We start from the raw sequence: 14,643 nt of genomic DNA, 5'->3' as shown, positions 1-14,643 counted from the left end.
GACATTGAATCTTCTCTTTTTTATTTCTGAATCTTATTTCCAGTCAATATTATTCTCTTTCAGGTATTTTTCAAAAATCTGCTGTCCGCTTCTCATTGAATTCACTGCCCAAAGGATCTGCATCCTTAAAAGCTTTTCTTCATTCAGTTTATAATCAATACCAGACTTTATCAGCTTTTGTTTTAATTCATACATGCAAATTGATGCGGCTACAGAAACATTAAAGCTTCTGGTAAAGCCATACATTGGAATAGCCAGTGTCTCATCAGCAAAATCTAAAATCTCCTGGGAAACGCCTTCCATTTCAGTTCCGAAAACCAAAGCAATGGGTTGTGTTATTTCGTATTCTGGTAACATTTTAGCGTTCTTTTCCAGCGAAACAACCACTATTTTATATCCCCGGTCTTTAATATTCTGGAAAGATTCCATATTCCGGGGTAGTTTTTCCACCTCAACCCAGGTATCTGCTCCTTTTGTTACACGAAGGTTGGGTTCAAAACTATATTCTTCCTGCAACGCCACTACTTTATGGAAACCACAGGCTTCCACAGAACGTACAATCGCAGCTGCATTTCTAAACTGATAGATATCTTCTACCACCGGAAGAACAAAGTCTGAACTTTCCTGAGAAAAATGTTCAATTTTCTCTAGTCTTTCTTCGGTTAAAAACTGTTTTAAATATTCAAAAGTTTGCGCTAAATCTTTCATCCGCATTTAGTTATTTTTTTCAATAGCCCTATAAAACATCTGCCATTTTCATTTTATTTTTATAAAATTTCATGATAAGCGTTTCATTCATTTTCAAATCTTTGCAAATTAACGTAATTTTGACCTATGAACCCTAATCGGGGCCCAATTCTTAATAAATTAGTACATGAAGCGAAAAGTCCTGCTCATCTATACCGGTGGAACCATCGGAATGGAAAAAGATTACGAAACCGGAAGTCTCCGTGCCTTTGATTTTGGAAATATATTCGAAAAGATGCCTGAAATGAGGCTTATGGAATGTGAAGTCTTTGTTCATCCTTTTGCCAAACCACTGGATTCTTCGGATATGGGACCTGAAGAATGGAGAGTTATCGCAAATTATATTCACAAAAATTATGATGACTACGACGGTTTTCTGATTCTTCACGGAACGGATACGATGTCTTATACCGCATCAGCACTAAGTTTCATGCTAAAAGGATTAAGAAAGCCAGTCATCATGACAGGGTCTCAGCTTCCGATTGGTGATCTGAGAACAGATGCCAAGGAAAATCTTCTGACCAGTCTTTATTATGCAAGTCTTTACGAGAATGATGAAGCAGTCATTCAGGAGGTTGCCATTTATTTTGAATACAAATTATTAAGAGGAAACAGAACGTTGAAATATTCTGCAGAGTATTTTGATGCTTACTCAAGTCCGAACTATCCTATTTTAGGACAATCCGGCGTTCATCTGAATATTATTAAAGACAACTTATTCCGTTGTGATCCTGAGGTAGAGTTTCACGTGGATGAACATATTTCTGAAGATATTTTATTCTGGAGAATTTTTCCGGGAATGCATCTGAGCCACTTCAGAGAAATCCCTAAAATGAAGGTTCTTATTCTTCAGGTTTTTGGCTCGGGAACTATTTTCAGCAGTGCAAAAACCCAGGAAACGCTTCAGGAAATCCGGGATAACGGAACTGAAATTGTGGTGGTAAGCCAGTGTATTTCAGGAGGTATCTCATTCGGAAAATATGAAAACAGTAATATTTTCTCCAGAATCGGAGCGATCAGCGGAAGAGACATGACAGCAGAAACAGCGATTACCAAAGCTATGCACTTAATTGATAATCCAAGCTACTCCGGAAGTTTTGCTGATAATTTCACCAGAAGCCTTTGTGGAGAAATTACAGATTAATTTGTAAGAATTATTTGGATATTCCAGAAAATACACTATTTTTGCAATCTCAAAAAGAGAGGTGTCCGAGTGGTTGAAGGAGCTACCCTGGAAAGGTAGTATACGGGTAACTGTATCGAGGGTTCGAATCCCTTCCTCTCTGCAAGAAATAAAAGCCTGTGCTAATGATTAGCACAGGCTTTTTTATGATTAAGATTTTAATACCTTTTCTCATAGGTATTTATACCCACTCTAATAATTGGTAATTTATACTCTACTGCAGGAGCCTTGTTCTTCGTTACTTTGAAATACAATCTAATCACCTAAAAAACAAATCAATATGACATCAACAAGTGTAAATGCAAATTCTTCAGGTCAGTTAGTACTTGGAAACGGAGCACAATTCTGGGTGTATCTTTCCCCACAAAATGATACTTCTAAAATGATTTCTACATGGCGTGTAACTTTTTCACAGGGAGACTGGAGTGATTTCATCTCAAGTGAGAATCCTACTAAACAGATTCAGACTCCTAATCTTTCAGGGATTTTTGAAATCAAAGTAGAATTATTAAGCGGATCTACCGGTACTTGGCGCCAGATTCCACCTCAGGCTGGAAGTCATAATGAAATAGGCTGTAACTCCAACTGTGCTTCAATGGTAGGCATTGTTGCAGACAGTACAAATCCTCCTATCGGAGCTATTAATGCCCATTTCTGGACAACATGGGATGCTATGTGCGGAGTAAGACAGAACTAACAAGTAAATCAACCAGTCCATACAACCCCATTGCCACAGTATTTTATATTGTGGCAATTTACTATTACACCTATACCATAGACAATCAATCTATTATGGCATTATTTATAAATAAAAAATAGGTTATCCATAAACTACTAACAAGTTACCAACATTTTATCCACAATCAGAATACTCTTCTGAAACTCATTTTCAATTCTTAGACAATCTTTATTCCTAAATCTATCCTAAATCAGGCCTTTACTTTGTCTTGTTTTTAAACAGTATTAAAAGATTTTGAATAAACATTCTATGAACAAAGCCTCTAATTTTGCTATTACAAAGTATTCTCTCTGCGTATCAACAGTATTCTCATCCGTTTCATGGTTTCGCAGTTATTTAAAATTAACAGTAAAACAGCTATCTATACTATTGAGCATGAAGAAATTTTTTGCAGGATTATTTTTATTGGGATGTATAGGAACATCAATAAAAGCACAGATCAGTCCACCTGGACTGGGAGATGCCAACAATGCATTCTGGGGAGCCTTTGGAGTAAAGCGACAACTTGACTCTTTGGGCAAAAAACAGGCTTTGAGCTATGTGGCCATCGGGAGAAAAAGCAGTCCGGATGATCACAATCTGTTTTCAAAGCAAGCGATCATTGTTTTAAATCATGAAATTTATCATTCCTTTGCTCCACACCAGCAGTATAGTTATGCATTAAGTTACAGACGTCAGCCACAATACGAAAGTACAGCTCCTTATGATAAGGAAAATACAGAACAGGAATTCAGAATTTATGGAAGATATGCCTATACTTTTGATCTTGGCAGGAAATGGAAACTTAAAAGTACCATACGTCAGGAATTCAGGAAGTTTTTTGATGCAGACTTTCATAAAGTCGAAGAAGATTTTCAGTTGAGAACACGTATCAAGAGTCAACTCACCTATAATTTATCTCCAAAAAACAATCAGAAACTGGCCCTGAGTGCAGAAGCGTTGTTTTCTATAAGCCATCTCAACGAACCGGATCCTGAATGGAGTTCGTTTGGATATCGTGAAATGCGTATTTCGGCTTATTATATGTTTACGATTCCCAATTCACCCTTTACTGTAGATATTGGATATATGGATGATCTGATCAGAGACAGCAGAAGTATTCACCATGGAGGTGTTCATTATCTGGCTGCTGATCTGGTATGGAACATTCCTTATAAAAAAAACAAGTAATACACGTAAGCAAGTATTCATTAAGTTGCAATACAAAATCCCGATCATTACTGACCGGGATTTTTGGTTGAAAACATAAGTTTTCCGCAATATAATTAAGTATGAATGTTTGGTGTAAAATTTTAGTTGCACAAAGTCAAAAACTGACGGCTCAACTGCACATTGAATTTGGCTTCTGCTCTTGAGCGTGCATAAATAGTCTGTTTAAAAGCATGTACAGTTTTTAATTTCTGATCTATAAACTCTGCAATCTGAACAACAGAAAAAAGAAAGTCTCTGTATACCGCCATATTAACGGTCTGTCCATAATAAGGAAGATACGCTTTTAAAAAAGGAATGGCTTTCTGATGACGGTTATAGCTGATACAATAGCCAACTCCTTCCATTGAGGTAATAATAGCATAGTTATTAATATAATCCTGAATATTCTTACTGCCGTCCAGAGCATGGGTATTTTTTGAACAGAATTTATTGATCTTATCCAGAATATGCTGGGCATACTCCATCATGGAGATATTTTTAAATTCAAATACCTGATTGATTCCGTTGGATGGGGAAATTCCGTTTTCACTATCAATACAGAAAGAGATCCCGATTTTTTCATGATAGGGGAAAAAGCAGTCTTTCACTTCGATGGAGGCATCGGGCTTTAGCATGTCATCTGCAAAGTTATAATACACATACGGACGGTAAAGCTCCGCAAGCGCTTTCAGATAATCTGTTTCGCTGGTATTATGATATTCTTCAAACCATTTTTCAAGGTTATCGTAATAATTACTTTCAAAGTCGTTAAAGTTTAAGTAAAATGGCAATTCCATAGCTCTGTAATTTTGATATGACAAAGCTATATCCGTAATGCGACAAAACTTGACGCAATATATTTTTTGTGAAAAAGATTTGAAAGATTGTTAAGTCAAGGGGCAATTTTTGCTGTGCAAAATCAATTGTCAATCACAATTAACGCTAAGGTTCGCAAGGTTTATTGATATACAGAATTTATTAGTTCGCAAAGACACTTCGTTCAGCCAGGACCTTAGTACATACATTGCTGAGTGAAACGCCTTAGCGATCGAAAGAAATTAAACATCATAAAAAACTTTGCGAACACCGCGTTTAATTATATACGAGCTTATATTAAAATTCACAAGTGCAGCGAATTCACCATTCACCATTGACATTTATTTATCATAATTCTTCATGATGTACTCAAAGTAGTGGATCATCTTCAGATAGTTTTCAATACTAAGATATTCATTGGTACTGTGAATACTCTGCTGTTCGGCACTGTTGATCTTAATCGGCATGAACCTGTAGACATTTTTGCTTACAATTTCATATTTACCGGCATCAGTTCCAGCCATGGTAAGATATGGAGTGACAATAGCTCCTGGATGAATTTCTTTCACTCCGGCTTCTATCATTTTAAAAGCTTTTGTATTGGTTGGAGAAATAGCGGAAGCTTCTCTCGTATTATCAATTTCTTCTACTTCAACATCAAAACCTTCAGTGGCTTTGGCAATGTGATCTCTTACATCTTTCACTGAATTTCCGGGAAGTAACCTGAAATTAACCACAAATTCCACTTCGGGAGAAAGGACGTTGGTCCCATCACTTCCTTTCATCATCGTTAAAGCTGTTGTGGTTCTCACCAACGCATTGGTTGTATTATTTTTGGTAAGCTGGGAAATCAATACCGGTTTTAACAGCCATTGATTCGCAAGTGCCATTCTTGTAGTAAAAGGCATTTCGCCTCCGATATTATTAAAAAATTCTTTGATTAAAGGGGTAATAACAGGCTTCATCTGGTGATCCTCCAGGCGCTGCATGATAACGGCTGCTTTTCCGATTGCACTTTCCATAGGAGGCATAGAAGAGTGTCCGCCCAACCCTTTTACTTTGATTTTTGCAGAAAGAAACCCTTTTTCAGCACATCCTACTACGGCAACGTCTGTATCAATTCCGGCCACATTTCCTTTTCGCATAATTAATCCGCCTTCATCGTAAACGGCATCGAACTTCAATCCTTTTTTCTTAAAATAATCGGCAATCTGGATCGCTCCTTTTTTTCCGCCTACTTCTTCATCAAAACCGAAAGCCAGATAAATATCACGCTGTGGAATCTGTTTGTTTTTGATCATCGAATTCATGGACTCCATCAAGGAAAAAAGCATTCCCTTCATATCTATGGCACCTCTTCCGTAGATTCTTCCGTTGGCAACAGCTCCTGAAAAAGGGGCAAATTCCCAATCTTCCGCTACTTTTGAAACAGGCTCGGACGGTTTATCATCGGGACGGAATATATTTTCTTCGTTATTTTTAATATCAGCATCTCCGGGAGGAACTACGTCCATATGGGAAAGGAATAAAATAGGTTCCTGCGAAGAATTGCTTCCTTTAAGTCTGAACACCAATCCGTATTGGTTGACCTCAACATTTTCTGTATTCTGATAGACTAACGGATAAGATGTTTTTAAATAGGTTTTGAACTGTTCAAACGGTGCATAATCAAATTCACCCAAACTTCCTGTAGAAACGGTGGGTACTTTTATTCCTCCTGAAAGTCTCATGACTGCAGAATCATTTTTTATGGGTTTCCAGCCCTCACCTGCCCCGATATTATTTTTCTTAAACGGATAAGTATAGGTTTTGATCAATACGACAGCAGTCAGAATGACCACGATTCCAAAAAGGATTAAAAGAAATTTTTTCATAGCGGATAGTTTGTGATGTGATTTTATTCTATAAATATAACAAAGTATTTCATGTCTGACAATTTAAAACCCGGCTTTCACTCGACAAATCCAGTGAATACACTCTTTACCGTTTTAAATTAATTAATCATGTCCCTTTGATAAAAACAAGATCGTCATTGGAATAAAGAAAAAAAGTATGAAGAATATTCTGCACATTATCTCCAGCGCAAGAGGAGATCTGTCTTACAGCAAAGGACTCAGCTCAGCTATTGTCGAAAAAATTTTACAACAAAATACTATCAGTCAGATTACGGTAAGAGATCTGGTAAAGGATATGCCACCGCTAGCGAATGAAGTTTCTATTCATGAGTTTTACAAACATCCGGAATTGTATGATGAACAGAGCAGACAGCTTCTTTCATATGCCGACAGGATTGTGAATGAACTCCGCGAAGCAGATATTATTGTTATGGGAACGCCCATGTTTAATCTGGGAATTTCTACTCTTTTAAAAGCATGGCTGGACCAGCTGATCCGGGCAGGTGTTACCTATATTTTTGATGAACACTGGAATCGTGTGGGACAGTTTAAAGATAAAAAAGTATATCTAGCGGTTGCTTCGGGCGGAAGAAGTACGGAGGGTGCACCTGATTATATCTCCGCTTATATCAAAGATGTTTTAAGGAGTTATACCGGAATTACAGATGTGGAAACCTATTGTATTGAAGGGACTATGGAAAATGGTTTTACAGCGGATTATGAAAGTATTCTGAAAGAGTTTTGATGGTGGATAATAGGGTTTATTTTTAACGCAAAGTTTTCAATTATTAATATTGAAGATAAGGGAGCAAAGAAAACATCAACAAGTTGATTGGATGAAGCTTTGAAATTAAAAGAACACTTATTTTTTTAACGCAAGGGCGCAAAGGTTTTTTAATATTGCTTTGTTTTATAAGGCGCAAGAAAATCAAAGATTTTCAGCAAGGAAGTTATGATAGAATTGTGCCTTATAAAACTTTTATTATACATGTTTTTGTGATAAACCTACCTCTTTTAATTCAGGATTTCGTTCATTTCAGTTAAAATGATCGGTTTTCCATCCGTGATTACAATGGTATGTTCATGTTGGGCCATATAACCGCCTTTATTGCCTACCATGGTCCAGCCGTCTTTTAATTCTACAGCGATATTGGAATCGGTGGAAATAAATGTTTCAATAGCCACTACAGAATTTTTCTTAAAACGTCTGGAATCATAGCGGTTTCTGTAGTTCAGCAATTCATCAGGCTGTTCGTGTAAGCTTCTCCCTACTCCATGGCCTGCAAGATTCCTAATAACTTTAAGACCTCTCTTCTTTGCTTCTGTTTCCATTAACAATCCTATGTCTGCTATTTTTACCCCGCCTTTGATATTGTCGATAGCTTTTCTTAAAATATCTTTGGAGGCCTCCACCAATTTTTGATGTCCGTGAATATCTTCTCCAATCACGAAAGAACCTCCGTTATCTGCCCAATATCCGTCCAATTCTGCAGAAACATCAATATTGATCAGATCGCCTTCTTTCAAAATCCTTTGATCTGTTGGAATCCCATGACAGAATTCATTGTCCACGCTGATACAGGTCCAGCCTGGAAATCCATACGTAAGGTAAGGGGCTGATTTTGCTCCAAAGCCTTCCAGTATTTTGGCTCCATATTCGTCCAGATCTTTGGTGGTCATACCGGGTTTGGCGTAATCCATCATCTTCTTCAGCGTATAGGCAACAGCTTCGCTTACTTTTTGCATTCCGAGCATCTGATCTTCGTTGGTGATTGACATCGTTTTGTTTTGATTGTTATTGAGAACTACAAAGTTAGGAAATTAAAATATTACCGTATGCCCTGGTTCCATTACTTACATCTATTTATTGAAAATATAGTGATTACCCCCTTCACCAACCCCCTCTACCCCCTTGGGTAAGGGGGTAGATCCAGTTATCTAAGGGGCTAAAGGGTGTTCCATAACGGTCTCCGGCTGCTTGAATAAGGGGTGACAGGCACTTATAGAACGGTATGGAGACTGTTATGGAAGGGGTTACAGGCTGTTCCGAAGGGGCTGAAGAGGGTTCAATAACGGTCTCCAGGTACTTTGATAAGTGGATAAAGGGTCTTATGGAACGGTCTGGAGGCTTTTAAGGAAGGGGTTACAGGCTGTTCCGAAGGGGCTGAAGAGGGTTCAATAACGGTCTCCAGGTACTTGAATAAAAGGCTATAGGGACTTATGAAAACAGTTGAAACGGTTGTAAAGTCGTTATACCTATTTGATAAAGTGTCCGAAGGTACTTACAATAGTGTCTGAAGGCATTTCTTAAATGTTTGGAGACAGTTTACGAAATGGTTATAGCAAATTAATGAGCGACTGCAGACATTTACTAGAGTGACTGAAAACACTTCCGAAGTTGCTGGAGACCGTTTATAAACCAGTTGCCGACACTTTAATACATATGGCCGGAATATTTTACCGGACATTTTTTAACCTTTACTTTACAGAATGTATTATCTTTGAGTCTTCACAAATTGATTAAAGAATGGACTACAAAATACATCAGGGAAGAAATGTAAAACGTTTCAGAGAAATGCTGGGCATCAAGCAGGAAGCATTGGCTTTGGACTTAGGTGAAGACTGGAACCAAAAAAAGATCTCTTTACTTGAACAAAAAGAAACCATTGAAAACCAGCTGCTGGAAAAAATATCCGAAGTACTGAAAATTCCTGTAGAAGCTTTTCAGAATTTTGATGAGGAACAGGCTGTGAATATTATTTCTAATACATTTAATATTGATAAAGATGCTTACATAGGAAATTCCAAACCTACTTTCAACATCAATCCTATTGAAGAAATTAAAAAACTTCACGAAGAAAAAATCGCGTTGTATGAGCGTATGCTGAAGGAAAAGGATGAAATGATGAGCAAACTGGAAAAGCTGCTTGATAAGTAAGAGAGCTTATAAAAAATACACTTCTAATAAAACGAAAAACCACTGCACAGCAGTGGTTTTGTTTATTTGTGAACACGAGCGAGTCGCTCGCACCAGCAGGGGACATAAAAACTATTTGATAATCTTCTCTGAAAAAAAGTCCTTTAAGTCCATATCATAAATTATAGGAGTACACTTTTTTTCAATATTATTTTCTTTTGGTATCTTCGGAATATTACTCAAAATATCATTAATGTTTTCATAAATAACATTATCTCTTAGATCAATGTCTATTAAATTACAATAATTTTTAGTGTTTTGTATTGTAATCCAGGATTTGTAAACCCCATTTTCTGATGGGGGTGATTGCATATAATGATATTTTATAAAATATTCGTAGTTGAAGTCTTTATCTAGTACAGCCATTGAAGAAACAAACATATACTTATCATTAGCCCCTGTATGCAAACTGATATTATAAATATTTGTTTTTGCATGATATATCATCTGCTTAAAATTAATAAGTATACCTTTATTATACATCTTCGAAAAAAAGATAATTTTAGCTATGCCACTGGTTCCTATTCCTTTTTTTAAGTTAAAATCTCTTCTATTTACTATATAATAAATACTATAATCGCTGTTATCAGATATTTTTATAAGATTCTGTTTTTGCGTTTTTGAATTAATTGAAAATTTCTTGTTCTCAATATCAGACATCTTTATTTGCGAAAAGATATTTGTATTGATAGCAAAAACTATCAAAACTATTATTTTATTTAATTGTTTTAACTTCATATTTTAGATATTCAAAGGAGTAGATGTATACTAATTTTCACAAACCATTACCTTCTGTAAAGTCTCTTTTTAATTTATCTTTAAAATCTTCAAAGTTAGCATGAAAAAAATAAGGTGGAGGTGTAGCAAACCGAAATATTAGCTCATCCATAAAAAAAGCAACTCTTTCCCAACAGTTATCTTCGTATTCATCAAAGTTATACTTATGATGTATATTCTTGCTAAATTCAACAAAATCTTTTTCTGTCAAATGATATTTATTTTTGTACAGATTTATGTATTCAAATATTGAAAAGAAGAAATCTCTATATTGATCTATAGTGAGCCTAGAGAGATTTTCTGGATTAAATTCAATATATAATTTTTCTAGGATTTTTCGTATAATAATATCTCTTTCTTCCATATAATTTCTTTACCATTTTTTATAAACCATTACCTTTCGTGACATTTCTTTTCATTTTATATTTGATATGATTTCTATACTAGTAAATATAACGGTTTCTCTAGAATAAAAAGTAAAAGCCACTGTTTTTGCAGTGGCTTTTATTATTACCTGCCACACGAAAGGATTCGTGCGAGAGCGGGGGTAATATAGTTCCTAGTTTTTTACATGTATTTCTAATATTTATTTTTACTTCGGAGCATTCTTATATTCATTATAAAATTCGGAAATAGTCTTTTCAAACTCATCAAAATTATAAGATAATGTAGCGGAAGAAATCGAAATAGGCGTACCATATATTTTATTTGTTCTCTCTAATATTTTTCTCTTTATCCCGCTTTGTTTATTTAAATATTTATTGGGATCTTTTACATTAATAATTAAAAATTTTGTTGAGACAACATCAATCCGTTTTATTGAGTTAATATCATTCCAAAAAATTAGTCCTACACTTACATAACTAGAATTATCAATAATTCCTTTTTCATTTATTATAAGATTAAATTTCTTTGTAAGCAAACTTTTTATTAAAATTATCAAGCATAATCCAAAAAACAATATTGCTACAATTCCTACCATACGTATGATTGTTACACTTCTAAATATAAAAGACGCAAATTTATGAGGACTAACTACAAAAAAGACACCTAATATTGTAAATATCAGCGAGCCTAATACTAATAATATTAATTTTGTTTTACTACTTTTTATTTCAATTGTATTCATTATTTATTTTATTATATTTAATAATCGGCTTTATTCAATGCTTTACTTGCCCAACCCTCGGCAATGTCACCACCCCAAACTCCTCCTACAATACTTCCTACAATACCACCAACTGCAGCTCCAATAATCGTTCCCTCAGGTCCAACAAGGGTTCCTATAGCTCCGCCGAATTTACCTAGTGCCCAAGCTCCGGCTGCCGCTCCAGCCATTCCTCCGGCTACATTTGCTGTTGCTACCTGAGCCCTAACACCAAACTTCCAATCATCTTTATAAACTCCATACCCTATTTGTCCTGCACTGATTGCATAGCCTACATAACCTGCTCTTTTGGCATATTTCCCAAGCATTGTAGTAGTTCGAACATAATCGCTTCTTAGTCCTATTAACGATCCTCTAGCTCTTCCTGCATATGCAGTACTTCTCATTTGTCCAAGATTATCAATCCAATATCCGCTATTATAAAGAGACGTTCTCTGGTCAGCAACATATTTAAATCCTCCTCCAACAGTAGTAGCTCCCCAATCTGCCCAGTTTTTATAGGCTTCCATTGGAAGCTCACTAAATTTGGCATGATATCCTGTTCCGAGATCAATTTCTCCATGTATATCTGTCCCACTATAAGAAGTTAAAGTAGGTGTTCCTTTCCACCATGTCGCTTCATTACCATCAAAACTGAGTCCATCCATGGTGCCTCCATCTTTAAAATAATTGAGCATTTTAACTGCGTCACTTCCACTAAAATAATAACCAGAACCTCCTCCATGATCCCCTCCGTTCCACATGGTTTTGAAATTATTACCAAAGCCTGAACTTACGTAAGAATCATCAAACCAACTGTTTCCAAGAATAGTACTGTTCCTATCAAATTTCCAATGTAATGCAGACACATTCTGCATTCCATCCGGGTCTATAAACATCACAGGATTATTATAAGCATAGGCATAGGTACTCCATCCTCTGGATGTTTCTGCCAGCGGATCGATTACACCCCATCGTCCGATGTCAGCCATGTACATTCTTGCTCCATAATCATACATTCCGCTTTCCTGAAGCTCTTTACCATTGTATTTATAACTGTAGAAACCTCCAAAGTTAGAAGTACTGAAAGCCCCTGAGATATGGTTCAGCCCAAAAGGATAATAATTGTTGGTATCGATAATTTCAGGAACGCCTGCGCTGTTTTTGGTAAAGGTTACCCTGGCATTTCCAAGGTGGTCTTTTTACCAACACATCTGAAACACCTGATATGAACGCTAACACTAGCTTGCAGTTTGTTGCTTATGTATTTAATTATTTTTTTCAAACTCGTATTTTAGCATTTCATCAGGATCACCTTCCCATATAAAAATATTCCAAGGTGGGTTATTTCCATTGATACCTTGCCCTGAGATATAAAATAAAATTTCCCCTTTTGTTCCCTCGGGTAGATTATATTTCATAGTAATTCCATTGTCTATATTATCAAGAATACCACTTTCTACATTTTCTGTAAACTGCCAAGTTCCTTCATCATTTAATTCTCTATTTTTATTTTTTGGAAAACTACTGATTTTATAATGATCGACCCCTTTCAAAATACAAGTTCCATTTTTATTTAATTTGATATATGCATTATCAGATGACTTCCAAGTTCCTATAAAATCTGATTGTTTTGGCTTAGTTTCACCACAACTATATAACATAATTGTTAATAGTGTAATTAATAAATATTTTAATTTTGTTTTCATTTTAGATATAATACTTCTGTCCAGTGAAATGATTGAGTAGTTTTAGACCCCCAACCTGTTTTAAATTTTTCATTAATAAGTTTCCCCGCTGTCTGTTGCCAAATTGGAAGATAGCCAAGCACAGGAGGGCGGGACGCAGATTGCATTGTAGAAGAATTTTCAACATGAAATGAAACAACTACACTCTTATTATATGCTGCTGCCGTGTATTCTAAGTTATAAGATCCTAAATATGTTACTGCTAAATTCCCTGTTAACCCGCCTGTTAATAACGTTGAATAATCTTTAAGATAAAGCCCAACTCCTTTTATACCACCTAGCTTATAAGAATTTGACCCCTCTAAACTACTTTGACTTAAAGCCATTTTAGATAGGATAATATCCCTAGTGGCTTGTACATGACTATGTTGTCTTAACATTTCTGTCATTAAGTCTCCATTAGTAAAATCTCGATGTTTTGGACCTGTTCCTGAAAGCCACTCTACACCTAATTGCCAAGGAGTTATTTCTTTATTTGAAGGAAAATTTTTACGCCTTAATTTCAGCATGTTAAATTGTCCCACTCCAGTGACATTTGGGTCAGAATCCTCATAATCTGTCCACCATTTCAAAGTACCATTCTGATTAACCAATCCGCCACTTCCCCCATTATAAAATGCATCCATCAGATCTGCAAACGCCTGTGTCTGTACGAAGGGTCTACTTCCCGAACCTCCATGATCTCCACCATTCCACATGGTTTTGAAATTCCCTCCAAAGCCTGAACTCACATAAGAATCATCAAACCAACTATTTCCAAGGATAGTACTGTTCTGCTCAAATTTCCAATTTAGTGCAGACACGTTCTGTCTTCCATCCGGGTCTATAAACATTACAGGGTTATTATAAGCATAAGCATAGTTACTCCATCTTCTGGATATTTCTGCCAGCGGATCTATTACACCCCATCGTCCAAGGTCCGGCATATACATTCTTGCCCCATAATCATACATTCCGCTTTCCTGAAGCTCCTTACCATTGTATTTGTACTGGTAGGCATTCTGAGTAGTGGCTGTATAGTTATGCATCATCCCGAAAGGATAATAATTATTGACCTCTACAATTTCCCCCGGTTTCCAGTCATCAATACAAAATTTACCACTACACATAGAAGCATTATATCTTCTTGGCTGGATGATCCCATCCTTATTGGTGTCTGTATAGCTAAGTCTTACATTTCCGAGATGATCTGTATAGTTATAGACATAGCGCTCATTCAGTACATCATAATATCCTTCTGCTGTGGGAATAATTCTCAGTTTCAAAACCGGAATCTCATTAGGGTCAGGCTGGAAAAATCCTTCTCCATTCCATGATTCTATGAGGAAGGTAGATTTATAGTGAAAACCGTCCAGATAATCTGTTTCTATATCTCCAAAGAGCTTCTTTACCTTTACACCATCCGCTCTGTAGGTATATTGGG

The 14,643-nt window shown here is 36.1% G+C and carries 15 protein-coding genes and 1 tRNA gene; 6 read left to right on the top strand and 10 right to left on the bottom strand.

Translation table 11 applies throughout. The features are described 5' to 3' along the window. Window positions 1–33: 33 nt before the first annotated feature. Window positions 34–714 (bottom strand): TrmH family RNA methyltransferase, encoded by a 681-nt coding sequence (locus BUE84_RS04020; RefSeq protein WP_079240591.1) that lies wholly within the window; start codon window positions 712–714, stop codon window positions 34–36. 160 nt (window positions 715–874) lie between these two features. Between BUE84_RS04020 and BUE84_RS04015 the strand changes: the two genes are divergently transcribed. The 4 genes from BUE84_RS04015 (at window position 875) to BUE84_RS04000 (ending at window position 3,839) form a co-directional block, all read left to right on the top strand. Further along, window positions 875–1,891, top strand: a complete 1,017-nt coding sequence (locus BUE84_RS04015) for an asparaginase (RefSeq protein ID WP_079240590.1) — start codon at window positions 875–877, stop codon at window positions 1,889–1,891. A gap of 55 nt (window positions 1,892–1,946) precedes the next feature. Then, window positions 1,947–2,033: transfer RNA gene (locus BUE84_RS04010), tRNA-Ser, on the top strand. A gap of 177 nt (window positions 2,034–2,210) precedes the next feature. Further along, window positions 2,211–2,627 (top strand): hypothetical protein, encoded by a 417-nt coding sequence (locus tag BUE84_RS04005; protein WP_034696971.1) that lies wholly within the window; start codon window positions 2,211–2,213, stop codon window positions 2,625–2,627. Between the two features lie 417 nt (window positions 2,628–3,044). Beyond that, a complete protein-coding gene (locus tag BUE84_RS04000; RefSeq protein WP_158521344.1) occupies window positions 3,045–3,839 on the top strand; it encodes a DUF2490 domain-containing protein in 795 nt (264 codons plus the stop codon). Between the two features lie 122 nt (window positions 3,840–3,961). On the opposite strand, the gene BUE84_RS03995 is transcribed toward BUE84_RS04000, so the two are convergent. Together BUE84_RS03995 and BUE84_RS03990 are read right to left on the bottom strand one after the other, a co-directional pair. Then, window positions 3,962–4,657 carry a hypothetical protein gene (locus BUE84_RS03995; RefSeq protein ID WP_079240588.1) on the bottom strand — a complete coding sequence of 232 codons (696 nt, stop codon included), beginning with the start codon at window positions 4,655–4,657 and terminating at the stop codon, window positions 3,962–3,964. A gap of 360 nt (window positions 4,658–5,017) precedes the next feature. After that, entirely contained in the window at window positions 5,018–6,550 is a 1,533-nt protein-coding gene (locus BUE84_RS03990; RefSeq protein ID WP_079240587.1) for a M20/M25/M40 family metallo-hydrolase, read from the bottom strand. Between the two features lie 178 nt (window positions 6,551–6,728). On the opposite strand from BUE84_RS03990, the gene BUE84_RS03985 reads away from it, so the two are divergent. Next, on the top strand, window positions 6,729–7,316 hold the full coding sequence (locus tag BUE84_RS03985) for an FMN-dependent NADH-azoreductase (RefSeq protein WP_079240586.1): 588 nt from the start codon (window positions 6,729–6,731) through the stop codon (window positions 7,314–7,316). Between the two features lie 269 nt (window positions 7,317–7,585). Here the strand turns inward: BUE84_RS03985 and map are convergent, their stop codons facing one another. Next, window positions 7,586–8,350, bottom strand: coding sequence for a type I methionyl aminopeptidase (gene map / locus BUE84_RS03980; protein ID WP_079240585.1), 765 nt, complete (start codon window positions 8,348–8,350; stop codon window positions 7,586–7,588). Between the two features lie 748 nt (window positions 8,351–9,098). On the opposite strand from map, the gene BUE84_RS03975 reads away from it, so the two are divergent. Beyond that, a complete protein-coding gene (locus BUE84_RS03975) occupies window positions 9,099–9,509 on the top strand; it encodes a helix-turn-helix domain-containing protein (RefSeq protein ID WP_079240584.1) in 411 nt (136 codons plus the stop codon). A gap of 111 nt (window positions 9,510–9,620) precedes the next feature. On the opposite strand, the gene BUE84_RS03970 is transcribed toward BUE84_RS03975, so the two are convergent. From BUE84_RS03970 to BUE84_RS24995, 6 genes are all read right to left on the bottom strand, one after another. After that, window positions 9,621–10,286 (bottom strand): hypothetical protein, encoded by a 666-nt coding sequence (locus tag BUE84_RS03970; RefSeq protein ID WP_079240583.1) that lies wholly within the window; start codon window positions 10,284–10,286, stop codon window positions 9,621–9,623. 37 nt (window positions 10,287–10,323) lie between these two features. Continuing rightward, window positions 10,324–10,689 carry a hypothetical protein gene (locus tag BUE84_RS03965; RefSeq protein WP_079240582.1) on the bottom strand — a complete coding sequence of 122 codons (366 nt, stop codon included), beginning with the start codon at window positions 10,687–10,689 and terminating at the stop codon, window positions 10,324–10,326. 228 nt (window positions 10,690–10,917) lie between these two features. Further along, complete coding sequence (locus tag BUE84_RS03960) at window positions 10,918–11,454, bottom strand: STM3941 family protein (RefSeq protein ID WP_079240581.1); 537 nt, start codon at window positions 11,452–11,454, stop codon at window positions 10,918–10,920. 17 nt (window positions 11,455–11,471) lie between these two features. Further along, window positions 11,472–12,572 (bottom strand): RHS repeat-associated core domain-containing protein, encoded by a 1,101-nt coding sequence (locus BUE84_RS25000; RefSeq protein WP_409993848.1) that lies wholly within the window; start codon window positions 12,570–12,572, stop codon window positions 11,472–11,474. 168 nt (window positions 12,573–12,740) lie between these two features. Further along, complete coding sequence (locus tag BUE84_RS03950) at window positions 12,741–13,181, bottom strand: hypothetical protein (RefSeq protein ID WP_079240579.1); 441 nt, start codon at window positions 13,179–13,181, stop codon at window positions 12,741–12,743. Next, the gene (locus tag BUE84_RS24995; RefSeq protein WP_079240578.1) at window positions 13,178–14,485 is read right to left on the bottom strand and encodes an RHS repeat-associated core domain-containing protein; all 1,308 of its coding nucleotides are present in this window, start codon (window positions 14,483–14,485) and stop codon (window positions 13,178–13,180) included. Before BUE84_RS24995 ends, BUE84_RS03950 begins: the two co-directional genes overlap by 4 nt. Window positions 14,486–14,643 lie beyond the last annotated feature (158 nt).

The organism is Chryseobacterium indologenes, assembly GCF_002025665.1.
GTDB classification, from domain to species: domain Bacteria; phylum Bacteroidota; class Bacteroidia; order Flavobacteriales; family Weeksellaceae; genus Chryseobacterium; species Chryseobacterium metallicongregator.
This window is presented reverse-complemented; position numbering and strand designations above follow the sequence as displayed.

What these genes read in the sequence shown, in the direction of transcription:
- BUE84_RS04020 (WP_079240591.1), bottom strand. Translation starts at nt 714, where the DNA reads ATGCGGATGAAAGATTTAGCGCAAACTTTTGAATATTTAAAACAGTTT.
- BUE84_RS04015 (WP_079240590.1), top strand. Translation starts at nt 875, where the DNA reads ATGAAGCGAAAAGTCCTGCTCATCTATACCGGTGGAACCATCGGAATG.
- BUE84_RS04005 (WP_034696971.1), top strand. Translation starts at nt 2,211, where the DNA reads ATGACATCAACAAGTGTAAATGCAAATTCTTCAGGTCAGTTAGTACTT.
- BUE84_RS04000 (WP_158521344.1), top strand. Translation starts at nt 3,045, where the DNA reads ATGAAGAAATTTTTTGCAGGATTATTTTTATTGGGATGTATAGGAACA.
- BUE84_RS03995 (WP_079240588.1), bottom strand. Translation starts at nt 4,657, where the DNA reads ATGGAATTGCCATTTTACTTAAACTTTAACGACTTTGAAAGTAATTAT.
- BUE84_RS03990 (WP_079240587.1), bottom strand. Translation starts at nt 6,550, where the DNA reads ATGAAAAAATTTCTTTTAATCCTTTTTGGAATCGTGGTCATTCTGACT.
- BUE84_RS03985 (WP_079240586.1), top strand. Translation starts at nt 6,729, where the DNA reads ATGAAGAATATTCTGCACATTATCTCCAGCGCAAGAGGAGATCTGTCT.
- map (WP_079240585.1), bottom strand. Translation starts at nt 8,350, where the DNA reads ATGTCAATCACCAACGAAGATCAGATGCTCGGAATGCAAAAAGTAAGC.
- BUE84_RS03975 (WP_079240584.1), top strand. Translation starts at nt 9,099, where the DNA reads ATGGACTACAAAATACATCAGGGAAGAAATGTAAAACGTTTCAGAGAA.
- BUE84_RS03970 (WP_079240583.1), bottom strand. Translation starts at nt 10,286, where the DNA reads ATGAAGTTAAAACAATTAAATAAAATAATAGTTTTGATAGTTTTTGCT.
- BUE84_RS03965 (WP_079240582.1), bottom strand. Translation starts at nt 10,689, where the DNA reads ATGGAAGAAAGAGATATTATTATACGAAAAATCCTAGAAAAATTATAT.
- BUE84_RS03960 (WP_079240581.1), bottom strand. Translation starts at nt 11,454, where the DNA reads ATGAATACAATTGAAATAAAAAGTAGTAAAACAAAATTAATATTATTA.
- BUE84_RS03950 (WP_079240579.1), bottom strand. Translation starts at nt 13,181, where the DNA reads ATGAAAACAAAATTAAAATATTTATTAATTACACTATTAACAATTATG.